The sequence below is a fragment of the Maricaulis virginensis genome, from assembly GCF_027922185.1.
GTDB lineage: Bacteria > Pseudomonadota > Alphaproteobacteria > Caulobacterales > Maricaulaceae > Maricaulis > Maricaulis virginensis.
Genome location: NZ_BSFE01000001.1, coordinates 625,334 through 647,134, shown reverse-complemented (window position 1 = coordinate 647,134; position 21,801 = coordinate 625,334). Strand labels below are relative to the sequence as shown.

Annotated in this window: 16 protein-coding genes; 6 read left to right on the top strand and 10 right to left on the bottom strand. The window is 64.6% G+C overall.

Annotated elements, in window-relative coordinates; all coding sequences use genetic code 11:
• Positions 1-41: 41 nt before the first annotated feature.
• The 4 genes from PKE71_RS03120 (at position 42) to PKE71_RS03105 (ending at position 3,516) form a co-directional block, all read left to right on the top strand.
• Positions 42-395, top strand: coding sequence for a DUF779 domain-containing protein (locus tag PKE71_RS03120; RefSeq protein ID WP_271185495.1), 354 nt, complete (start codon positions 42-44; stop codon positions 393-395).
• Positions 396-470: 75 nt separating this feature from the next.
• Positions 471-2,426: an acetate--CoA ligase gene (gene acs, locus PKE71_RS03115; RefSeq protein WP_271185494.1), complete on the top strand. Its 1,956-nt coding sequence runs from the start codon at positions 471-473 to the stop codon at positions 2,424-2,426.
• Between the two features lie 76 nt (positions 2,427-2,502).
• On the top strand, positions 2,503-3,024 hold the full coding sequence (locus tag PKE71_RS03110; protein ID WP_271185493.1) for a hypothetical protein: 522 nt from the start codon (positions 2,503-2,505) through the stop codon (positions 3,022-3,024).
• A 114-nt stretch (positions 3,025-3,138) separates the two neighbouring features.
• On the top strand, positions 3,139-3,516 hold the full coding sequence (locus tag PKE71_RS03105; RefSeq protein ID WP_271185492.1) for a hypothetical protein: 378 nt from the start codon (positions 3,139-3,141) through the stop codon (positions 3,514-3,516).
• A gap of 33 nt (positions 3,517-3,549) precedes the next feature.
• Here PKE71_RS03105 and aceB read toward each other — a convergent pair whose 3' ends face one another.
• Both aceB and aceA read right to left on the bottom strand, forming a co-directional pair.
• Positions 3,550-5,193: a malate synthase A gene (gene aceB, locus PKE71_RS03100; RefSeq protein WP_271185491.1), complete on the bottom strand. Its 1,644-nt coding sequence runs from the start codon at positions 5,191-5,193 to the stop codon at positions 3,550-3,552.
• A gap of 87 nt (positions 5,194-5,280) precedes the next feature.
• Positions 5,281-6,570 carry an isocitrate lyase gene (aceA, locus tag PKE71_RS03095; protein ID WP_271185490.1) on the bottom strand — a complete coding sequence of 430 codons (1,290 nt, stop codon included), beginning with the start codon at positions 6,568-6,570 and terminating at the stop codon, positions 5,281-5,283.
• A gap of 155 nt (positions 6,571-6,725) precedes the next feature.
• On the opposite strand from aceA, the gene PKE71_RS03090 reads away from it, so the two are divergent.
• Positions 6,726-8,156 (top strand): helix-turn-helix domain-containing protein, encoded by a 1,431-nt coding sequence (locus PKE71_RS03090; RefSeq protein WP_271185489.1) that lies wholly within the window; start codon positions 6,726-6,728, stop codon positions 8,154-8,156.
• Positions 8,157-8,323: 167 nt separating this feature from the next.
• Positions 8,324-10,423 carry a sensor histidine kinase gene (locus tag PKE71_RS03085; RefSeq protein ID WP_271185488.1) on the top strand — a complete coding sequence of 700 codons (2,100 nt, stop codon included), beginning with the start codon at positions 8,324-8,326 and terminating at the stop codon, positions 10,421-10,423.
• On the opposite strand, the gene PKE71_RS03080 is transcribed toward PKE71_RS03085, so the two are convergent.
• The 8 genes from PKE71_RS03080 to PKE71_RS03045 form a co-directional block, all read right to left on the bottom strand.
• Complete coding sequence (locus tag PKE71_RS03080; RefSeq protein WP_271185487.1) at positions 10,417-10,935, bottom strand: GNAT family N-acetyltransferase; 519 nt, start codon at positions 10,933-10,935, stop codon at positions 10,417-10,419. The genes PKE71_RS03085 and PKE71_RS03080 overlap by 7 nt on opposite strands.
• A 138-nt stretch (positions 10,936-11,073) precedes the next feature.
• Positions 11,074-12,162, bottom strand: a complete 1,089-nt coding sequence (locus tag PKE71_RS03075; protein WP_271185486.1) for a ferritin-like domain-containing protein — start codon at positions 12,160-12,162, stop codon at positions 11,074-11,076.
• Between the two features lie 143 nt (positions 12,163-12,305).
• On the bottom strand, positions 12,306-13,130 hold the full coding sequence (locus PKE71_RS03070; RefSeq protein WP_271185485.1) for an LOG family protein: 825 nt from the start codon (positions 13,128-13,130) through the stop codon (positions 12,306-12,308).
• Positions 13,131-13,212: 82 nt separating this feature from the next.
• Positions 13,213-14,487 carry an MgtC/SapB family protein gene (locus PKE71_RS03065; RefSeq protein WP_271185484.1) on the bottom strand — a complete coding sequence of 425 codons (1,275 nt, stop codon included), beginning with the start codon at positions 14,485-14,487 and terminating at the stop codon, positions 13,213-13,215.
• Positions 14,488-14,539: 52 nt separating this feature from the next.
• Positions 14,540-16,309, bottom strand: coding sequence for an SLC13 family permease (locus tag PKE71_RS03060; RefSeq protein ID WP_271185483.1), 1,770 nt, complete (start codon positions 16,307-16,309; stop codon positions 14,540-14,542).
• Positions 16,310-17,415: 1,106 nt separating this feature from the next.
• Positions 17,416-18,357 (bottom strand): sterol desaturase family protein, encoded by a 942-nt coding sequence (locus PKE71_RS03055; protein WP_271185482.1) that lies wholly within the window; start codon positions 18,355-18,357, stop codon positions 17,416-17,418.
• A 3-nt stretch (positions 18,358-18,360) separates the two neighbouring features.
• A complete protein-coding gene (locus PKE71_RS03050; protein ID WP_271185481.1) occupies positions 18,361-18,777 on the bottom strand; it encodes a hypothetical protein in 417 nt (138 codons plus the stop codon).
• Positions 18,778-19,058: 281 nt separating this feature from the next.
• Positions 19,059-21,758, bottom strand: a complete 2,700-nt coding sequence (locus PKE71_RS03045; protein WP_271185480.1) for a TonB-dependent receptor — start codon at positions 21,756-21,758, stop codon at positions 19,059-19,061.
• Positions 21,759-21,801 lie beyond the last annotated feature (43 nt).

The following is a 21,801-nucleotide window of genomic DNA, read 5'->3' as shown; positions in this document are numbered from 1 at the left end:
GGCCGGTTCGCCGGCCCCGTACGCATCGCAAGGAAACCGGCATGATCGACGAGACCCGCCACACACACCGCGTGACCGCAACGGACGACGCCCTCGCCCTGATTGCGGAAATCCGGCGCGACCATCCCGACATCCTGATCCACCAGTCCGGCGGCTGTTGTGACGGGTCGTCACCGATGTGCTATCCGGCCGGCGAATTCCGGATCGGTGAAAGCGACGTCCTGCTGGGATGGATCGGGCCTGTGCCGGTCTATATCGGCGGCCGCCAGTACGCGGCGTGGAAGCATACCCAGCTCATTCTCGACGCGGTGCCGGGCCGGGGCGGCATGTTCTCGCTCGACAATGGCCGCGAACGGCGTTTCCTCGTCCGCTCCCGCCTGCTCTCGCAGGCGTGATTGCGCGACGCGGACAACGCGTTATCGTGCACTCCAACAATCACAATCTGCCCAGAACGCGCGGGGAGTTCCCTCATGTCCCACCACGATCCCAACGAAATCTACCCGGTCCCGGAAGGCCGCGCCGAAACCGCGCTGATCAATGCGGAGCGCTATACGCAGATGTATCGCCGCTCGCTCGAGGATCCGGACGGGTTCTGGCGCGAGGAAGCGCGGCGGATCGACTGGATGACGCCTTTCACGGAAATCTCGGACGTGTCCTGGGACAAGGACGATCTGCACATCCGCTGGTTCGCCGACGGCAAGCTGAACGCCTCGGTCAACTGCATCGACCGTCACCTCGCCGAACGGGCCGATGAGACGGCGATCCTGTGGGAGGGCGACGATCCGGCTGACGACAAGGCGATCACCTATCGTCAACTGTATGAGGCCGTGTGCCGCCTGGCCAACGGGCTTAAATCGATCGGTGTGCAGAAGGGCGACCGGGTCACGATCTACATGCCGATGATCCCGGAGGCCGCCTACGCCATGCTGGCCTGCGCCCGGATCGGCGCGGTCCATTCGGTCGTGTTCGGCGGTTTCTCGCCGGATGCGCTGGCAGGCCGGATTTCCGATTGCGAGAGCCGGTTCGTGATCACGGCCGATGAAGGCCTGCGCGGCGGCAAGACAATCCCGCTGAAAGCCAATGTCGACAAAGCCGTAGAGAGCGCCGGCGATGTCGACCAGGTGATCGTCGTCCGCCGGACCGGCGCAGACGTGGCCTGGGACGAGACCCGCGATGTGGACTACGCCACGCTGGTCGCCGGACAGGATGCGAACTGCGATCCGGAACCGATGAACGCCGAGGATCCGCTGTTCATCCTCTACACGTCGGGCTCGACCGGCAAACCCAAGGGCGTGCTCCACACGACCGGCGGCTACATGGTCTGGGCGTCGATGACGCATGAATACGTGTTCGACTACCGGCCGGGCGAAATCTACTGGTGCACCGCCGATGTCGGCTGGGTCACCGGGCATACCTATATCGTCTACGGCCCGCTGGCGAACGGCGCCACGACGCTGATGTTCGAGGGTGTGCCGACCTGGCCGGGACCGGACCGGTTCTGGCAGGTGATCGACAAGCACAAGGTCAACACCTTCTACACCGCACCGACCGCCATCCGCGCCCTGATGCGCGAAGGGGACGAACCCGTGAAGAAGCATTCGCGCGCCTCGCTGCGCCTGCTGGGCACGGTGGGCGAGCCGATCAATCCGGAAGCCTGGTGCTGGTATTACCGCGTGGTCGGCGAGGAACGCTGTCCGATCGTGGATACCTGGTGGCAGACCGAAACGGGCGGCGCACTGATCACCCCCCTGCCCGGCGTGACCGACATGAAGCCGGGTTCGGCGACACGGCCCTTCTTCGGCGTCGAGCCCGCCCTGATGGATGCCGACGGCAAGCGTCTGGCCGACAATGGCGCGGCCGAGGGCAATCTGGTGATCGCCCGTTCCTGGCCGGGCCAGATGCGCACCGTCTATGGCGATCACCAGCGTTTCATCGACACCTATTTCACCGCCTATCCGGGCTACTATTTCACCGGCGACGGCGCCCGGCGCGATACCGACGGATACTGGTGGATCACCGGCCGGGTCGACGATGTGCTGAATGTGTCCGGCCACCGGCTCGGCACGGCGGAGATCGAGAGCGCGCTCGTCTCGCACGACGATATCGCGGAAGCCGCCGTGGTCGGCTATCCCCATGATGTGAAGGGCCAGGGCATCTATTGCTATGTCACCCTGATGGGCGGGCGCAAAGCCGAGGACGAGGATATCGCCGAGATCAAGGCCTGGGTGCGCCAGGAGATCGGACCGGTGGCGACGCCGGACCTGATCCAGTTCGCACCCGGCCTGCCCAAGACGCGCTCCGGCAAGATCATGCGCCGCATCCTGCGCAAGATCGCGGAGAACGACTTCTCCAACCTGGGCGACACGTCCACCCTGGCAGACCCGTCCGTGGTGGAGGACCTGATCGAGAACCGCAAGAACCGCTAGCCCCCTCGCCTCTCGCCGTTGCCGGGGAAACCGGCTATAGCGGAGGCGGGACGTTCCAGTGACCGGAGTTCAAGCCTTGCGTATTCGACTTGCCGTCCTCACCACCGGAGCCACCGCGCTGCTTGCCGGCTGTGCGACGGAGACCGTCCCCGCCTGCCGGGCGCCTCAGTCCTATGAACTGGCAGCCTTTTCCGGCGTGATCAGCCACAATCCCAACGCGCTCGCCGCGGCCACGGCACCCGGCGCGCTGCGCACGGCGCTGACCGGCGGAACACCGGCCGTGCGCGGACACTTGTGGGGCCATGACGGCATCACCGAGGGCACTGTGGTCGGCCTCCTGTCCCAGCCGCCGCTCTGCATCATCGACGATCCGTCAGCGCCAGACAGCGAGACAGTGCGTCAGGTCCTGGTCTATCCCCAGGCCAGCTACAGCCGTGTCGCACCGCCGCCCGAGACACCGCTCGCCGACGCCCCGCCGCCCTATGGCGTCTCCCGGCGTGACTATCTGTCCTGCCGTTTCGAGATGACGGCGGAGGGCTGGAAGCTCGCAGACCTGTGCGGATATACACGCCCGGTTGCAACGCCGGTGACCGGCTAGAATTGCGGGCTGTCTTGCACGGGCAAATGGCTGCAGCCCGGTCTTCCCCGACTCGGTTTGGCGCTGTTACCGACGATACTGCCCCTTGTGGCGTGTATCGTTTTGGTGAGTTCCATGCCCGTCATTCTGGAAGCCGGTTCTCCGGCCAGTCTTCTTCTTGTGCGTTTTTCCGGGACACTGGCGCCCGACGGGGCTGCCGAGGATCTGGCGCGGATTTCCGAAGAGAGCGCGGGCTATTCGGCCCTGCTCGCCGACTGGCGCGAGGCCGAGATTGCCCTTTCGACGATCGAGTTCATGTCGTTGACGGATGACTGGTTCCGCATGCCGGCGGCGCGTCTGAAAGCCGCCCATATCTTCCATGCCGAACGGCACAAGGACCAGGCCATGCTGTTCCAGACCAAGGGCTTCCTGGTCGGCGGCCAGTTCCGGGTGTTCTCCGAATACGGCGAAGCCCGATCCTGGCTTGATGCCTGGACCGGGCCCCGCGCCTGAGACGACCAACCGTCATCAGCTCTTGTTATTCACTCAGTCCTCGAACTCCATCAGACGCATCGGCGCCTTCAGTTCTGCCGTGATCCGGTCATAGGCCGGCAGGGTCAGGAATTCGGTGAACTCGTCCGACAGGACCAGGCCGGACAGGATGTCTGCCGCCGTCTGGATCCGGTCGCACAGCTCGTCCTGGCCGGGCACTTCGTCCTGGATGGCCGCACAGATGTCGGCGATCTTGTTTTCCAGGAAGGCCGCGGTGATCGCGGTGCCCTCTTTCGTGGACTTGTCGAAGCGACGCCATTGCCAGAGCTGGGCGCGGGCGATTTCGGCGGTCGCCGCATCCTCCATCAGATTGCGGATCGGCACGGCGCCGCGACCGCCCAGCCAGGCAGCGATATAGCGGATGGCGACGTCGATATTGTCGCTGACGCCATGATCCGTGATGTCGCCCTCGGGAGCCGCCAGCAATTGCTGGGTCGTCACCGGAAGCTCGTGCGGATCGGCCGGACGATCGATCTGGTTCGGCCCCTTCATGTGCTGGTCGAAAATCTCCATCGCGACAGGCACGAGATCCGGGTGAGCCACCCAGGTGCCGTCATGGCCGTTCTTCACTTCACGCAGCTTGTCCTGGCGCACCTGTTCGGTGGCCGCGGCATTCGCCTTTTTATCGCCCTTGACCGGGATGAAGGCCGACATGCCGCCCATGGCGTGGGCCCCGCGGCGATGGCAGACCGAGATCACCCGGCGGGAATAGGCCGCCATGAAGGGCACGGTCATGGTCACCGCCGAACGGTCCGGCAGGACATGTTCAGCACGTGAACGCAGGCGCTTGATATAGCTGAAAATGTAGTCCCAGCGGCCGCAGTTGAGACCGACGATATGGTCCTTCAGCTCGTAGAGGATCTCGTCGAGCTCGAAGGCCGCCGGCAGGGTTTCGATCAGCACGGTGGCGCGCAGCGTACCGCGCTCCAGGCCCAGCTCGTCCTCGGCATGCTGGAAGACCAGGCTCCACAGACGCGCTTCCAGCCGGCTTTCCAGCTTGGGCAGGTAGAAGTACGGCGCGGTGCCGCGCGCCTTCAGCGCCGCATGGTTGTGGAAGACATAGAGGCCGAAATCGAACAGCGAGCCGGACAGGGCGTGACCGTTGATATGGACGTGACGTTCGTCCAGATGCCAGCCGCGCGGACGCACGATGAGCACCGCCGCGTCATCATTGACCTGATAGCGCTTGCCGGATTTCTCGTCGGTGAAGTCGATCTCGCGGCGGATCGCGTCGCGCAGATTGATCTGGCCGTCCAGCAGATTGGACCAGAGCGGCGCGGTCGCGTCCTCGAAGTCGGCCATGAAGCATTTGGCACCGGAATTGAGCGCGTTGACCACCATCTTGCGGTCGACCGGTCCGGTGATTTCCACGCGGCGATCCTGCAGATCGGCAGGCGCGGGACGCACGGTCCACTCGCCGGCCCGGATATCGGCCGTCTCATGCGGGAACATCAGCAGTGCGCCCTGATCGAGCTCGGCCTGGCGTTCCTTGCGATAGCGCAGCAGGGACTGACGTCGCTTCTCGAACCGGCGGTGCAGGCCGGCGAGGAAGGTGAGCGCCTCGTGCGTGAGGATGTCGCCATAGCCGGGCTCGAGATGGCCCAGGACTTCGACGCCGGACGGTGCAATGAGAGTCATGGCTTGCTCCTGTGGGGTTGGAGGCAGATCCGGGGTGCGCCTTGGGGATGCGCACCCCGGTGTACAGGCTCGGGCAGGGCCTGCGCTCTATTCGGCAGCGTGGAACTGCGCGGTCTCGGTCGAAGCGCCCATCGCCGTCGTCGACGAGGTGCCGCCGGAGATGGCCAGGTTCACCTTGTCGAAATAGCCGGTGCCCACTTCACGCTGGTGGCGCGTGGCGGTGTAGCCATCGGCTTCGGACGCGAACTCGGCCTGCTGCAGCTCGGAATAGGCGCCCATGCCGCGATCCTTGTAGCCGCGGGCCAGTTCGAACATGCCGTGATTGAGCTGGTGGAAGCCGGCCAGGGTGACGAACTGGAACTTGTAGCCCATCGCACCCAGCTCGCGCTGGTAGGTCTCGATGGTGGCCTTGTCGAGATTGGCTTCCCAGTTGAAGGAGGGCGAGCAGTTATAGGCCATCATCTTGCCCGGATAGGCCTTCTGGATCGCCTCGGCGAAACGCTTGGCCTCGTCCAGGTTCGGCTTGGAGGTTTCCCACCACAGGAGGTCGGCGACCTTTGCATAGGCCAGACCGCGCTTGATGCAGTGATCGACGCCCATACCCTCTTTCAGGCGGAAGAAGCCTTCCGGCGTACGGCCGGCATCGAAGTCGATGAATTCATGATCGCGCTCGTCGATGTCCGAATTGATCAGCGTGGCCGATTCCGCGTCGGTACGGGCAACGGTGATTGTGGACACACCCATCACATCGGCCGCGAGACGCGCCGCAGCGAGATTGCGCTCGTGCTGGCTGGTCGGGATCAGCACCTTGCCGCCCAGGTGACCGCACTTCTTTTCGGCCGCAACCTGGTCTTCGAAGTGAACACCGGAGGCGCCCGCCTCGATGAAGGCCTTCATGATCTCGAAGCAGTTGAGCGTGCCGCCGAAACCGGCTTCCGCATCGGCGACGATCGGCGCGAACCAATCACGGCTCGGCTTGCCGTTTTCAGACACTTCGATCTGGTCGGCGCGCTGCAGGGTGCGGTTGATCTTCTTGGCCAGTTCCGGCGCGGAATTGGCCGGATAGAGCGACTGGTCGGGATACATGGCGCCGGCCGTGTTGGCATCGGCAGCAACCTGCCAGCCCGACAGGTAAATCGCCTTCAGGCCGGCCCGGACCATCTGCATGGCCTGATTGCCCGACAGGGCACCCAGCGCATTGATGTAGGGCTCGGTCTTGAGCAGCTCCCACAGCTTCACCGCACCGCGTTCGGCCAGCGTGTGCTGGATCTGCACGGAGCCGCGCAGCTTGGCGACGTCTTCGGGCGTATAGGGACGCTCGATACCGTCAAAACGGCCTTCCGGAGCACTCGGAACCAGATCCTTGAAAGTCGTCATTCTTGTCTCCCTGACGGGTTGGGGCAGATGCCTGTTGCGTTGCAACGAAGCTGTCAAACGGCAGGGATGGTGTCGATATGGCTTTTCCTATAAAGAGGATGCCGTGTATGATAATTACATTGTCATGATGTAATTTTGTAAATCTGGACACAAAAATGAATGACGGACAGGGCCTCGAGAAGATCTTTGCCGGCGCGCGCCTGCGCCGCCTGCGCCGCGAACGCGGGCTGACACAGGCCGAGGCTGCCGAGGCGCTGGGACTGTCGGCCAGCTATCTCAATCTGCTGGAACGCAATCAGCGACCGGTGACGGCGCGGGTCCTGCTGGCGCTCGCCGACGCTTTCGACGTCGATGTGCGCGCCTTTGCCAATGAGAGCGACCGCCAGCTTGTGGCGGACCTGCAGGAAGCGGCGGCAGATCCCGTCCTGTCAGGCATTGGTCTCGACCGGATGGAATTGTCCGAGTTTGCCGACAGCCAGCCGCGCGCCGCGGAAGCCTTTGCCCGCCTCTTCCAGGCCTATCGCGAAACCACGGCCGCCACCGCCGACCTTGCCACGCGCATGTCGGGCCCGGGCGCTGCGACCGGCGGCCCCGGTGCCGTGCTGGAAAGCGTGCGCGACGCGCTGGATGCGCGCCAGAACCATTTCCCCGAACTGGAGGAAGCAGCCGAAGCGCTCGTCGAGCGGATCGGTCTGCGCACCCACCGGCGCGAACAGCAACTGGCCGACTACCTGCAGCATACGCACGGTTTTACCATGCGCGTGCTGGACGAGGATATCATGGCCGGCGCGCGCCGCCGTCTCGACTTTCACGGCCGGCGCCTGCTGCTCTCCGAAGCCCTCTCTGCGGGCTCGCGCGCCTTTCACATGGCGGTCGTCCTGGCCAATCTGGAACTCGGCGATTTGCTGGATAAACTGTCTGCCGAGCCTCACCTGCCGGCCGAGGAAGGCCGCAAGCTCTACCGGGTCGGCCTGGCGAACTATTTCGCCGGCGCGGTTCACATGCCCTATGCGCCCTTCCTGAAGACCGCCGAGGACACGCGCTACGATATCGACCGGCTGCAGCGGCGCTTCGAGGTCAGCTTCGAACAGATCTGCCACCGTCTGACGACGCTGCAGCGGCCCGGCGCGCGCGGTCTGCCCTTCTTCATGATCCGTGTCGACAGCGCGGGGAATGTGTCCAAACGCTTCGGCGGCGGCATCATGCCGTTTGCGCGATCGGGCGGGGGGTGCCCGAAATGGAATCTCTACGACGCCCTGCACACGCCCGAGCGCCTGATCGCCCAGACATTCGAACTGCCCGACGGCACGGCGATGCTCTCCCTCGCCCGCGGCCAGCTATCGCCCGCCCCGGCCGGACACCCGCCGGTCGTCCATGCCATCGCGCTGGGATGCGCCCTCGAGCACGCGCCGAAGATCGTCCATGCCGACGCCGTGGCCGGCATCAAACCGGCGGCCGTCGGCATCACCTGCCGCCTGTGCGACCGGGAAGACTGCGCCCAGCGCGCCTTCCCGCCGCTCAACCGCAAACTCGTTCTGGACAGCCACATGCTGCGCGCCTCGCCCTACAGCTTCAACGAGGACTGAGCCGGTTTTGCGCTGCGAAATTCTGTCGGGAGGAGTAACCTCGACATCGACGGGAATCGGGGGGCGGCAATGAAGCCGGCAGGGCTATAGACACTCCAACGCGGATCGATGCGCGCCGGCAGGCCTATCAAGCGCCTCACACCATCGCACGCTTCACCGCCGTTGCGATGGTCCTGGTAACGCTGGGTTTCGTCTGGGTTGTCCTGTCCCTGGATGGCGCAAACCTTGCCGCAGAGCGGTCCCTTGCCCACGACAACGTCCTGCTGATGATCGACCGGGAGCCGTTCGATCTGGCCCCCGATGCCCCCGTGTCATTCAGCGGTATATCCGGCGCAGAACTGGTCATTCCAGCCGCCGACCTGGCAAAGGACCCCAGGCTGGAAACTGCACAGCGGCATCAGCTGGCAGCGCACCTTCGGGCGGGTTTATCTGCATCAGCGCGCTTCACTGACCTGTCCGGCATCACGCATACGCGTGAGGTTCGCCCTCGCCACGCAAGACTGAGCGATTTTGACGGCGGCGACTGGATGGGGCTGGCCAGTGCCCTCTTGGGCGCCCTGTTCGGCCTGGCTGTCTGGGCTTCCCGGCCACAGCTTCCGGCCGCCCTCGCCTATGGCATTGCCGGAGGCCTTCTGCTCGCATCCGCGCTGACATACCGGATGTATCTGAAGTTCGGCCTGCTTACACCGCCCGAGCTTGCGACCACGACAAGCGTGCTGAACGGAGCCGTGCTGCACGCCTTCGGTCTCGCATTCGTCTTCGTCTTCCTGCTCTTCCCGAAAGCTCTGCTCACGCCGCGAACGGCGGTAGCGGCCGCCGTGGCAAGCGGAATCGTCGCACTGAGTGTGGTTGCTCTTGGTCAGTTCATCGACGCCCGCATCTCCTATTCCATCCAGATGGTGGAATACCTCGCGCTTCTCGCGCTTGTCTGCATTCAGTTCTGGATCGGGCGCAAGGCCACCATCTTGCGCCCCTCGCTGATCATCCTTCTGGCGACCATTCTGCTGGGCATTGCGCTTTATGCCCTGACCGTTCTGCTTCCCGAATCGGGCCTGGTGAAAGTCACACTGGGCGAGGACGCCGCCTTTCCGCTGTTTGTTCTGATCTATTGCGGTATCGGCATTGCAATCGTGCGGACCAGCCTGCTCTCCCTCGACGGCTGGGTCAGAAACATCGTCCTGTCAGTTGCTTTTCTTGCGGCAATCCTGCTCGTCGACATCGCCCTGCTCACCTTCGTGACCCGGCAACAGGATGTCGCACTCGGTCTGGCTTTCGCCGGAGCTGCCCTGGTGTATTTCCCGCTGCGGGAATGGCTGGCGCGGCGCCAGGAGCGCAGGCGCCTGGCCGTGGTTCAGCACGCCCTCTCGCGGGCCGCCGATCTTGTCTTTGCCGCCAACGATCAGCAGAGATCGGAAAGCTGGCGTGCTGCCGTTGAGGCGAGCTTCCAGCCACTGGAAATCGAAACCGACCCTGCTCCCGTTAAGGTCCCGGCGATCGGACAGAACGGGACAATCCTTCGCCTGCCCTCGCTGGGCGGCGCCCCGGCACTCCTGTGCCGCCACGCCGATGGCGGGCGGCGCCCGTTTGCGGCGGGCGATCTCGACACGGCAGCTGCGCTGATACGCATGACGGAACGCCTCATCGCAACGCGTGACGCCTACCTGGCCGGCGTGACCGAGGAGCGGCATCGCATCGCCCGCGACCTGCACGACGATGTCAGCGGCCGGCTGATGATCAGCCTGCACCGTTCCGACACCGACGGCATGCGCCAGGATGTGCGTGAAGCCATGGCCGATATCCGGACCATCGTCACCGGATTGGCCGGAAAGCCGCGAGAACTGGCTGACCTCCTGGCTGACCTGCAGGAAGAGTCCCGCTCCCGCTGCGAGGCTGCCGGTTTCTCACTGGACTGGCCACCGGATGAGACCGAAACGGGCTGTCCGCTCGACTATGCCGTCTACCGGCACCTGCTTGCGCTGTTCCGGGAGAGCGTCAGCAACGCCATCCGTCATTCCGGCGGAGACCGCGTGACGATCCGGACCACGCTCAGCCACGGCCGTCTGTCGGCGCAGATATCCGACAATGGCACGGGCAAACAGGAAGACACCCTGCAGCGGAGCGATGGCGGACACGGTCTGGACAATTGCCGCCTGCGCGCCCGGTCGCTGAACGGTCACTTCGCTTTCGAGCAGACCCCGACCGGCAGTGACGCCCGTTTCGATATCGATCTGTCGGCGACGCCCGCTGCGACGGACCCGGGTCACTGACCCGGCAACGCCCGCCCTTCCCAGCCAGCCCGCGTCAGGCGCATCACCGTGCAGTCGTCATCCCCGAAACGGCGCGGTCCGACTTCCTCGAACCCCAGGCGCCGGTAGAAGCGCTGGGCGTCGGTATTCGTCTCGAGCGGATCGATCAGGATCGCGGTGACCTCTGGCGCCGCGAAACACCGTTCGATCGCCTGCGTCATCATCTGCGTACCCAACCCCTGCCCCAGGCAGTCAGGCTCGCCGATCCAGATATCGATGGCCCGCAGATTATGCTCGCAATCGCCCCAATAACGGGTCGGTTCCCCGGCCGGATCGATGATCTGCACAACGCCGACCGGACGCCCGCCTTGCTCGCCGATCAGCGTCTGGAAGGCCGGGCTCGTGAGGCCGATATCTTCGATCCAGTCCGGCGGCGCATCGCTGCCCGTGGCCGCGATAACGTGCGGCTGGGCGTCCCAATGCTGCAGGACGGGAATGTCTTCCGGCGTGGCCGGACGAAGCTTTACGGACATGCGGCACCTCCTCGCCGAGCATGTAGGACAGCGGTCCGGGTCACACCAGAGCGATCACGAAAAAGGGACCCGCAAGGGGTCCCTTCAGGCGCGCCGCGCCGGAAGCAGGCGAGTGTTTCCGGCAATACGGCGTCTGGCTTATTCGGCGGCGCCGGCGACCGCCTTCACATAGGCCGTGCGCACGTCCTGGTGACGCGTGTCCAGATCCTTGGCGATGGCTTCGTCCTGCTTGGCCAGCGTGTCGAGATCCTGGTCGGCATAGTGCAGCACACCCATATCCTCGTAGGCCTTGCGGATCTTCGGGCCCCACAGGCCGATATCCTTCACCACCGGGACGATGCGCTGGAACAGCATCGTCTTGAACAGCTTCTGGATCTCCGACTGGGCTGCCCAGGCGACGCATTCCTCGACCGGCAGGCCGAGCGTCTCGTAGACCTCACGCGCCTCGAACCGGTCGCGCATGTGATAGCAGGCCTCGACCAGGAATTCCTCGCGCTCGTCGCGCTCGGCCTGGGTGAGCTGCGGATAGTAATCGCGCAGGGAGAGACGGCCGAAGGCGACGTGACGGGCCTCGTCTTCCATCACATAGGCGTTGACCATGCGTGCCAGCGGGTTCTGGGCGAGATCGCGGATTGTGCCGAAGGCGGCAAGCGCGAGCCCCTCGATCACGACCTGCATCGCCAGATAGGTGAAGTCCCAGCGGCTGTCGCGCAGCGCTTCGTCGACGAGCTGGCGCAGCGGTTCGGTCATCGGATAGGCGACGCCGAATTTCTGCATCAGCTTCTTGTAGGCCTCGACATGGCGCGCCTCGTCCATCACCTGGGTGGCGGCGTAGAATTTCGCGTCCAGATCCGGCACCGACTCGACGATCTTCGCCGCGCAGATCAGCGCCGCCTGCTCGCCCTGCATGAACTGGGAGATATTCCAGGCCTGGGCATGACGGCGGAACTCGATCTTCTCCTTTTTCGTCATCTTCTCCCACATCGGGGAGCCGTGCAGCGCGACGCCCTCATCGGGCAGCTGCATCGGATTTTCGAAGTCGAGTTCCTGCGTCCAGTCGATGCGGTTGACCGCATCCCACTGCATGTCCTTGCCCTTCTGGTACAGGTGCATGAGCGTGGTGCGGCCTTCGTCGTATTCGAAGTCGAACGTGGCATCGAATTGCTGCGGAACCGACCAGTGCTTGTCGATTTCCGGCATCGGATACAGCTCGCGGAGCGTTCCCATGGCGCGTTACCTCCCCAGGTGCGACCAATCATTATCTTTAGTGAACATTGTTCACATGACCAACGTGATTCAAATTGCCGCACTTGGCAAGGGGGAAACGAAAATTGTGATGCCGCCTGCCCGCGCGCCGGCAACCGGCAGGCCTATAACCGCCCGCCCGGATGCGGCAAGGCGTGCTCGGCCAGTTCCCGGGTAATGTAGGCGAAGGCATCGTCGACGGAGTCGGTGCGGTAGATCAGGTCCAGATCCGCCGCGTCGATCGTGCCGAACTCGACCATGGTCTCGAGATTCATCACCTTGTCCCAGTACTCCGTGCCGAACAGCACCACCGGCACCCGCTTCTTGATCTTGCGGGTCTGCAAGAGGGTCAGCGTCTCGAACAACTCGTCCATCGTGCCGAAGCCGCCGGGCATCAGCACCAGCGCCTTGGCCAGATAAAGGAACCAGAACTTGCGCGTGAAGAAGTAGTGGAACTCGAAGCTGAGCGCATGCGTGACCCAGGGATTATTGCCCTGCTCGAAGGGCAGCGAGATGCCCAGGCCGATATTGTCGCCATGGGCTTCCGACGCGCCGCGATTGGCGGCCTCCATGATGCCCGGCCCGCCGCCGGTGCAGACCACGAAACGCCGGCCCGACTTGTCGCGCAGGCTCTTCGACCATTGTGTCAGGCGCGCCGCGAGTTCGCGGGTCGATTCATAGTATCCGGAGAGTTTGAGCTTGTTCAGCGCCGGCGTCTCGTCGTCGCCGGCCTTGCGCAGGGCGTCGAGTTCGGCCTCGGCCTCCTCGCGCGAGCGGATCCGGGCCGAGCCGAAGAACAGGATCGTGTCCTGCACATTGTATTCGGCAAAGCGGGCCTTGGGCTCGAGATATTCGGCGAGGATCCGCACCGGGCGCCCCTCGGGCGCATTGATGAAATCCTCGTCCTTGTAGGCCTTGGCGGGGTATTGCTGGGATTTTCCGGAAGACATGTGCACGTCCTTGAAAACAAAGGCGGCGGCGCATCATGCGCTGGCCCCGCGGCGGATGCAATCGGCAAATCGGCAGCGCAGATCAACTGCCGGGAAGGATCTGCTGCAGGGCCAGCCCGGCCGCCCCGCCCAGCACGCCGAGGCCGGTGACAACCGCGAGCGGCATGCCATATCCGCGGCCGCCCGCTGCCAGCGCCAGCACAGCCTTGGTGACCATATTGACCGCCACCGCAAGCAGAATGGCAGCAGCGGCGGTGCCGGCTGTCACCTCGCCACCGGCGAGCCGTGCCGTCGACAGGGTGATGGCGTCGACATCCACCAGCCCCGAAACCGCCGCGACAAGATAGAGCGTACCGGCTCCCAGCCAGTCCAGCAGCAGGCGGGAGGCCAGGGTCACGCCGCCCAGCAGGGCGCCGAAGCGGAGCACGCCTGCCAGGTCGAGCGGATTGTCCAGGTTCAGTCCCGGCGTCTTTGCGCCGGACTGGCTGCGCCGGATCAGCAGCCACGCCGCGACCAGGAAGATCACCACGACAGGCGCCATGGCAAGACCGAGCGGCCGGATCAGCTGCGGTGCCAGCGCCCCGCCGATGATTGCCACACGGCCGGCCGACAGCGCACCGGCGATGATCGCCCCGGCCGCAAGACGGCGGGCATTGTCCGGTGCCTTGGCCGCGAAACGCGCAAAGGAGAGCGTGGTGGCGGTCGACGACGCCAGGCCGCCTGCGGCGCCGGCAAACACGATGCCGCGCGACGGACCTGCAATACGGATCGCAGCATAGCCGGTGCAGGAAATCAGCGCGATCATCACGGTCAGGAGCCAGAGCTCGAACGGGTTCAGCGCATCCCAGGGATCGATCGTGCGGTTGGGCAGCAAGGGAAGGGCGATCAGCGTCATCGCCAGAAGCACCAGGGCCGCCCGCAATTCCAGCCAGGTGATCTTTTCAAGGAAGGCATGAGCGCTGCGCCGGGCTGCCAGCACGATCGCCACGGCCACTGCTCCTGCCCCGGCGATCTCCATGTCGCCGGAGACGGCAATGGCTCCAAGCACGAAGACCGCCAGCGCTGCCGTCACGCCGGCGAGGCTGAAATCCTCGACAATCTCGACCTCGCGCAGCCGCACGAAGGTCACAGCGCCACCGAACAGCGCCAGCAGCACGGCCGGCATGACAGGTCCGGTCAGCGCGTGCAGATGTCCCGCCAGACCGCCGAGCAGACCGGCCAGACCGAATGTGCGCACACCGGCACGGCGGATACCGTCATCGCGGTGCTCACGCTCCTGCCAGCCGCGCACGACGCCGACAAGAATGCCGATGGCAAGGGCGGCGGCGAGCCGCTGGACGGTTTCGATCAGATCCATGGGCTGATTTTGACCGGATCGCGTTGCGAGACAAGCATTTCGCGGCGTACCGTCAGAGCGGCCAGAAGGTCAGGACGGCGGGCACACCGACGGCAATGATCAGGATCTCCAGCGGCAGGCCCATGCGCCAGTAATCGCCGAACCGGTACCCGCCCGGCCCCATGATGATCGTGTTGTTCTTGTGCCCGATGGGCGTCAGGAAGGCACAGGACGCCGCCACGGCCACCCCCATCAGGAAGGCGTCGGGATTGACCTCCAGCGACCGCGCGATGTTCAGCCCGACCGGGGCGGCGATCAGGGCGGTCGCGACATTGTTGAGGAAGTCCGACAGCGTCATCGTCACCATCATCAGGATCGCCAGGATGGCCCAGACCGGCAGGGTGCCGGTCAGCGAGAGAATGCCCTGCGCGATCAGCTGGGTACCGCCGGTCTCCTCGAGCGCCAGGCCGAGCGGGATCAGCGAGCCCAGCAGCACCAGGACCGGCCATTCCACCGATTCATAGACTTCGCTGGGTCCGACGATATTCAGCAGGGCGTAGAGGATCACCACGGCTGCTAGCGCAACGACCAGCGGCACGAGTCCCATGACGGCCGCGGCCACGGCCGCGACGAATATGCCGATCGTCATCAGCGCCTTGGAACGCTGGACGACGCTGTGGCGCCGCTCCGCCAGTGGCAGCACGCCCAGCCATTCGGCGGCGTCATTCACCCGGCTTTCCGGCCCGAGCAGCAGGACGAGATCGCCGGCCCGGATCGGCAGTTTGCGGACACGCTGGCGGAAACGGCGGCCCTGGCGGGAAATGCCCAGCAAGGTCACGCCGCGCCGGTAGAGCAGCCGCAGATCGGTCGCCGTCCGGCCGACAATGCGGGCATCGCGCGGCACGATGGCCTCGATGAGCGCCAGCGACTTGCCCGTCAGACCTTCGTGCGCATCCGCGCCCGGCGGGTTGAGTTCGGCGGCGCCGATGAAAGCCTCGATCGAGGCCGGATCGCCTTCCAGAACCAGATGATCGCTCTTGCGGATTTCCTCGCCGGCGGCGAACCCGCCCAGGCGCTTGCCGCGCCGGACCAGGCCGAGAATGGTGACATCATGGCTGTCGGCGAGCGGATAGAGATCGGCCGGCGTCTGGCCGATGGATTTCGAATCCGCCTTCACCCCGGCCTCGGCGACAAAGACACTGCCCGCGCCCTCCCCGGCCATGGTGCGCGCTTCGCCCTTGGGAATCAGGCGCCAGCCCACCAGGGTGACGAAACCGATACCGACCACGGCACAGATCAGGCCGACGGGCGAAAAGTCGAACATCGAGAAGGGCTCGCCCAGCGCCCGGTCGCGGAACTGCGCCACGACGATGTTCGGCGGCGTACCGATCAGGGTGATCATGCCGCCCAGAATGGTTGCAAAAGAAAGCGGCATCAGGCTCTGGGCGACCGAGCGCTTGGCCTTGCGTGCGGCCTCCATGTCGAGGGACATCAGCATGACCAGCGCGGCAACATTGTTGATGATGGCGGACAGCGCCGCGCCAACGACCGAGATCAGACCGACATGGGATGGCAGGGAGCGGGTCGAGGACAGCACGAAGCGGGCGACGAGTTCGACGGCACCGGCATTCGTCATCGCCCGCGACACGATCAGCACCAGGGCGATGATGATCACCGCCTCGTGTCCGAAACCGGCAAAGGCATCCTGCACCGGCACCACGCCGCCGATCACCGCAATCACCAACCCCGCAAAGGCGACAAGATCATAGCGCACCCGCCCCCAGACCAGCATCGCGAAGACAATGCCCAGCAGGACAAACAGGAAGATCTGGTCATAGCTCATGCGTTGGCACTCTCCGGCAGCAACAGGTTGTACAAGACCTAACGCGACTCAAGGCGAAAGGAAGCAGGCTTTTGTCCGCACTCCGCTCCACGTCACCCGGCCCCGGAACACGTCCGGGGAACGGGCTCGCTACCTTTCTTCCCCACCTCGTGGGGAAGTGGGCCCTCCATAGCCTTGGCGAAGGAGGGGTCGAAGGGGCCGGCGCCGAGCGCCGGTGGGCGGTGGAGCCTGTCGCTGACACATCGCCGCTGATGCAGCACCCCTCCGTCCCCACTCTCTCCACTTCCCCCGGCCCCTGTGCCGGGGTCTGGAGGAGCCTCCTCCCGAAATGCCACTGGGCCCCGGAACAAGTCCGGGGAAAGCGGTACTCTGTGGCCCTCACCCAGCACAAAACCCTCCACGGGCGGAACCCTGGAGCGATGAGAGGGGTGCGGGATGCACGGCGGACATCGTGTCCGATTTGAAGTGTTGGTGGTGATGCCCGAGGCATCCCGCACGCGGAGATTTACCCGGGTCCCTTGCGGGCCCCGTCTCGAAACCTGCAGGCACGGGCCGGTCGAGCTTTGTGCCGGTGTCCCCGCAGATGGCCACGCCGGAGCCTGATGCTGTCACCCACCAGGCGCGGACGAGCTCCGCACGCTCCCGGGCACAAGGGACTGAGCTCATGCCTCCCATCCCGGAAACCGCTGACGAGCATACGCGCAGTTGAGCGGGCGGGGATAAGTTTCCTAACTTCACCCCACGCACCGTCATCCTGACGAAGGTCAGGACCCAGATCGCAAAGGGAGATTTTCGCCAGGCGGGCTCGGCCTGGGCGGTGGTGATGTGGGGGATAAGTGCGAGATCGCGGCCACCGCGCCTCACGAACTGGGCCCTGACTTTCGTCAGGGTGACGGTGGTTGTGGGAGCGTTGGTGCCTTCTCTTCCAACCGCCTCATTTTCTCCCGGACGGAGGCCTGCGCAGGCAGGCCGCAGATCCGGGATCTACCGAAGATCACTTCAAGCGATGAGCTTCCCGTAGGTCCCGGCACTTTGCCCGGCCTTCGCCGGGCGTCCGGCCGGGAAAAATGGCGTGGTCTTTAGGGTGGAGGTTGCGCCGCCGCCCGCTACTCCGCGGCTTCGGCGGGGGGCTGGTCGGGCTGGCGGGTCTGGCGGGCCTGCCATCTGGCCAGCAATTGCTTCGATGTCGCCCGTGATCCGTCCGGCGACCAGCCCGGCGGGGCGAGGAGATACAGGGCGGCATCGCGCAGCGAGCGGGCATGGCGGATGTCGTCGATAATGCCCCACCATTCATGCAGGCTGATCTTCAGCGGATTGTAGGTGCCCAGATTCTTCACGATGCCGTAGCGGCACTTCTCGTTCTCCAGCTCGGGCTGGAACGTGCCGAACATCTTGTCCCAGACGATGAAGACACCGGCATAATTCCGGTCGAGATAGATCGGGTTGGTGGCGTGGTGGACCCGGTGGTGCGAGGGCGTGTTCATCACCGCCTCGAACCAGGCCGGGCATTTCCTGATCGCCTCGGTGTGGATCCAGAACTGGTAGATCAGGTTGAGCGAGCCCACGAAGGCGATCATCGCCGGGTGGAAGCCCAGCAGGATGAGCGCCGAGCCCAGCCAGAGGAATTTCAGCGTCAGCGGGTTGAGCCAGGGTTGGCGCAGCGCGGTTGTCAGATTGTAGTGCTGGGAGGAGTGGTGAACCACATGGTCGGCCCAGAACCAGCGCACGGTGTGGGCAAAGCGGTGCGACCAGTAATAGACGAAATCGTCCAGCACGAAGGCGATAATCCAGGCCCACCAGGCAAAACCGATGTCGAAGAGCCGGTGCTCGTAGACGAACATGGACCAGATCGCCAGCACGCTACCGAACAGCACGGCCGACACGGTGTTTCCCAGCCCCATCACAAGACTGGCGGCGCTGTCACGCGCCTCGAAACGGGCACGGCCGGTTGATCGCGCAAAAATCATTTCTGCGAACACCGCGATCACGAAGAGCGGGATGGCGATCCAGATCGGATCGAAATTTTCCACAAAAGCCGGCACGTCCATGGCTCACCCCTTCAGTGCGTTGAGCCTGTCGGCCCAGGATTGCGCCTGGTCGGCCGAACTGAAATTCAGTCGGGCCGGCGCGAAGGCAAAATCGTTGAGACGCAGCAGCAGCGAGCCGTCTGCATCGGCTTCGGCGGCGCGCACACTGCCCGGGCCGAGATAGCGGATAACGAAATCGCTGCCGCGCGCGACCAGCAGGCCGATCGTGTGCCCGTCGCGGGACGGTATGAGCGCGCTGAGACCATCGGGCGTCACCAGACCACCCTCGCCTGCCTCATAGCCCACAGAATCGGTATCGAGCCGGGCCACCGCATCTTCCAGATCGCGGAGCCGGGCCGGCTCGGACAGGCCGAGCCACATGTTCAGTACCACCATGGCGGTGATACCGACGACAGAACCGGCCAGAACGATAAAGAGCATGAAGCGCCCCGGACAAAAAACAACGGGCGAAGGCTAACCAGCCTTCGCCCGCCGTCAAAGTCATTTTTGAACAATGTTCACTAGCCGCCATCTTTCTTCCCCACATCGTGGGGAAGTGGGCCGCAGTGAAGCTGCGGGTCGAAGGGGCCCGGCGCACTGCGCCGGGAGGGCGGTCGAATCTGTCGCTGACCTTCCGCCTGCGCTTCGCTCCGGCGGCCCCTCCACCACGCCTCCGGCGCGGTCCCCCTCCCCGCTGACGCGGGGAGGAAAGACCTTGTTCACTAGCCGCGGATGCGGAGGGTCACACCGTAGGTCTGCGGATCACCCGGGTAAGCATTGTAGCTGGCGCCCAGATACCCCACCGACGGGAAGCCACCCTTGGTGTAGTCCTCGTCGAAGATGTTGCGGCCCCAGAACTGGACCGCCCAGCTGTCGCTGTCCGACCCGATCGTGACCGAGGCGTTGTACAGCGTGAACGCGTCCTGGGTCGCGAAGGGACGCGGATCCTGTGACGTCGTGTGCTGGAACTCAGAGACGTAGGTCATCTCGCCGCGCCAGTCGATTTCCCAGCCATTGTTCAGCGGCGTGGTCAAGGTCGCGGTGAGCGATCCGACCAGTTCCGAATTGCCGCGATCACGGCCCGTCAGATCGTTGAACAGCGCGGTGACGCCGGCATCATTGGTCCGCTCATTGCCAGGTTCGCACAGGGCGAAGGCCGGATCGCCGGCATCCCACACCCCGGAACCGTCAACATAGGTGTCCGGGCACGGTGCGAACTCGTAATCGCCGTACTTGCTGTCGATCAGATAGGTGAAACCACCCGTGAAGAGCAGGTTGTCGACCGGGGACCACTGGCCCTCGAACTCGATACCCGACACTTCGATCGAACCGGCGTTTTCAAGCGCGAAGCCATTGCCGACGAAGTTGTTCGTCTGGAAGTCCTCGATCTCCTGGTTGAAATAGGCGATCGCATAAACCATGCGGTTGTCGAACAGCGAGCCCTTGGCGCCGATCTCGAAGGAGCGCGAGATCTCTTCCTCGAACTCGAACACGCCGGTGAAGGCCGCATTCGTCGAGACGTTGAACCCGCCCGGCTTGAAGCCGGTGGCATAGCTACCATAGAGGTTCAGCGTGTCGGACACGTCATAGGACAGGATGATATTGCCCGAGAAGTTCGTGTCGGTACGCGAGGTCGGGAAATCCGCCGCGCTGACCGGCTCGAAGTTCTGGAAAGCCGAGAATCCCAGCAGCGGATTGAGCGCCGCCATGCGCGCCTGAGCTTCGCTCAGCGGCTGGGTCGGGTCGATCGGCACACCGGCCTGGGCCAGCAGCGCCGGCACGAGATAGGCACACGCATCGCCGCCGATGATCGGGAAGAGCGTCGGATCGCATGTCGTCGGCGTGACCAGACGCAGATCGCGCGCCAGATCGACGAAGGAGAACGCCGACATCGGATCGGGCTGATCGATGGTGGTCACCATCTCCTTGCTCTCGTCCGAGTAGCGGCCGCCCAGCGTCAGCGTGAAGCGATCGGTCAGGTGGAAGTCGAGCTGGCCGAACACCGACCAGGCTTCCGTGTCATACTGGTAGTCTTCCAGGATGAGGCCGTGCGACGTCGCGATGAAGCCTTCAGCCGGCGTCGTCGGCAGAGCCGCATTGCCGGATGCGAGCGGGACGAAATTCCCCACACCGGCTGCCTGGTTCATGTTCAGGAAGAATTCCAGCAGATCGACACCGCCGGACCCCGGCGGCAGACCGAAGGCCGAAATCAGCTGCTGGGCCGTCGGATCGGCGGCAGACGCCGCATCGAAGAAGTTCCGGGCATCAGCGCCGTACGGCGTCGAGTTCGAGAAATGGAGGCGGTTGTTGTAGTAGAAAGCGCCACCCATCCAGTCCATGAAGTTGTCGCCGGTCGAGGTGACCCGGAACTCCTGGGTGAAGCTGTCATAACGGTTCTCGATATGACGCAGGCTCACCAGGTCGAGATCCGAGAAATCGGCATCGAACAGCTGGTCTTCGTCATAGCGGCGAACCGCCGTGATCGAGGTGAAGGTGAAGGTTTCGAAGTCGTGATTGACCTCGGCCGAGAGGCCGCTGGTCGACAACTGGGTGTTCAGATCGCCGTCGATCGCGATCCGGTCACCGCCCTCCGGGTCGGCCGGAACGGCCGTGCCGCCAAGGCCGACAAGCGCGGCCTGGTCAATCGGGTCGTAGAAGGCGAACGGGGCCGCACAGCAATTCTCGTCGATCCCGCCGTAGTCGGCGATGATGCGGACCTCGGTATTGTCGCCCGGATTCCACAGCAGCTGGCCGCGGAAGGTGTGACGCGACCGGTTATTGGCATCGCGACCGTCAACGACGTCGATATAGCCGTCGCTCTGGTGCATGGAGCCATCGAGGCGCAGCGCCATCGTGCTGTTGATCGGACCGGTGACGGAGGCACGCGCAATGTGCGTGTTGTTGTTGCCGATCGTCAGTTCGCCCACATAGCCGAACTCGTATTCCGGCTGCTGGGTGATGATCGACACCACGCCGGCCGGCGTGTTGCGGCCGAACAGGGTGGACTGCGGACCGCGGATAACCTCGACACGCTCGATCGAGATCAGGTCGTTGATGGCCGAACCGGAGCGCGGACGATAGACGCCGTCGATGAAGACACCGACCGACGGTTCCAGACCCGGGTTGAAGCTCGACGTACCGATGCCGCGCAGGTTGAATTCGGTGTTGGTGGACGTGGCGAACTCGGCCACGCGCAGGGACGGAACCAGGGTCTGCAGGTCGGCCGCGTCGCGGATCTGCGACTGCTCGATCTGCTCGCCGGTGACGGCCGCAACCGAGACGGGCGCTTCCTGCAGCGTCTGCTCGCGCTTTTGTGCCGTCACGGTGATGACGTCGACCTGTGCCAGTGCGCCGGACGCACCGATCAGGCCCGACAGAATGGCGGTCGTGCCCAGAACGGCCGCCTTGTTCAGCTTTTTCATGGAATTAACTCCCCTCTTCACGCGGTTTGTATGTGCCAACCGA

Excerpts from the sequence above, each read along its gene's own strand:
- PKE71_RS03120 (WP_271185495.1), top strand. The coding sequence starts at position 42 with ATGATCGACGAGACCCGCCACACACACCGCGTGACCGCAACGGACGAC.
- acs (WP_271185494.1), top strand. The coding sequence starts at position 471 with ATGTCCCACCACGATCCCAACGAAATCTACCCGGTCCCGGAAGGCCGC.
- PKE71_RS03105 (WP_271185492.1), top strand. The coding sequence starts at position 3,139 with ATGCCCGTCATTCTGGAAGCCGGTTCTCCGGCCAGTCTTCTTCTTGTG.
- aceB (WP_271185491.1), bottom strand. The coding sequence starts at position 5,193 with ATGACTCTCATTGCACCGTCCGGCGTCGAAGTCCTGGGCCATCTCGAG.
- aceA (WP_271185490.1), bottom strand. The coding sequence starts at position 6,570 with ATGACGACTTTCAAGGATCTGGTTCCGAGTGCTCCGGAAGGCCGTTTT.
- PKE71_RS03090 (WP_271185489.1), top strand. The coding sequence starts at position 6,726 with ATGAATGACGGACAGGGCCTCGAGAAGATCTTTGCCGGCGCGCGCCTG.
- PKE71_RS03085 (WP_271185488.1), top strand. The coding sequence starts at position 8,324 with ATGGTCCTGGTAACGCTGGGTTTCGTCTGGGTTGTCCTGTCCCTGGAT.
- PKE71_RS03080 (WP_271185487.1), bottom strand. The coding sequence starts at position 10,935 with ATGTCCGTAAAGCTTCGTCCGGCCACGCCGGAAGACATTCCCGTCCTG.
- PKE71_RS03075 (WP_271185486.1), bottom strand. The coding sequence starts at position 12,162 with ATGGGAACGCTCCGCGAGCTGTATCCGATGCCGGAAATCGACAAGCAC.
- PKE71_RS03070 (WP_271185485.1), bottom strand. The coding sequence starts at position 13,130 with ATGTCTTCCGGAAAATCCCAGCAATACCCCGCCAAGGCCTACAAGGAC.
- PKE71_RS03065 (WP_271185484.1), bottom strand. The coding sequence starts at position 14,487 with ATGGATCTGATCGAAACCGTCCAGCGGCTCGCCGCCGCCCTTGCCATC.
- PKE71_RS03060 (WP_271185483.1), bottom strand. The coding sequence starts at position 16,309 with ATGAGCTATGACCAGATCTTCCTGTTTGTCCTGCTGGGCATTGTCTTC.
- PKE71_RS03055 (WP_271185482.1), bottom strand. The coding sequence starts at position 18,357 with ATGGACGTGCCGGCTTTTGTGGAAAATTTCGATCCGATCTGGATCGCC.
- PKE71_RS03050 (WP_271185481.1), bottom strand. The coding sequence starts at position 18,777 with ATGCTCTTTATCGTTCTGGCCGGTTCTGTCGTCGGTATCACCGCCATG.
- PKE71_RS03045 (WP_271185480.1), bottom strand. The coding sequence starts at position 21,758 with ATGAAAAAGCTGAACAAGGCGGCCGTTCTGGGCACGACCGCCATTCTG.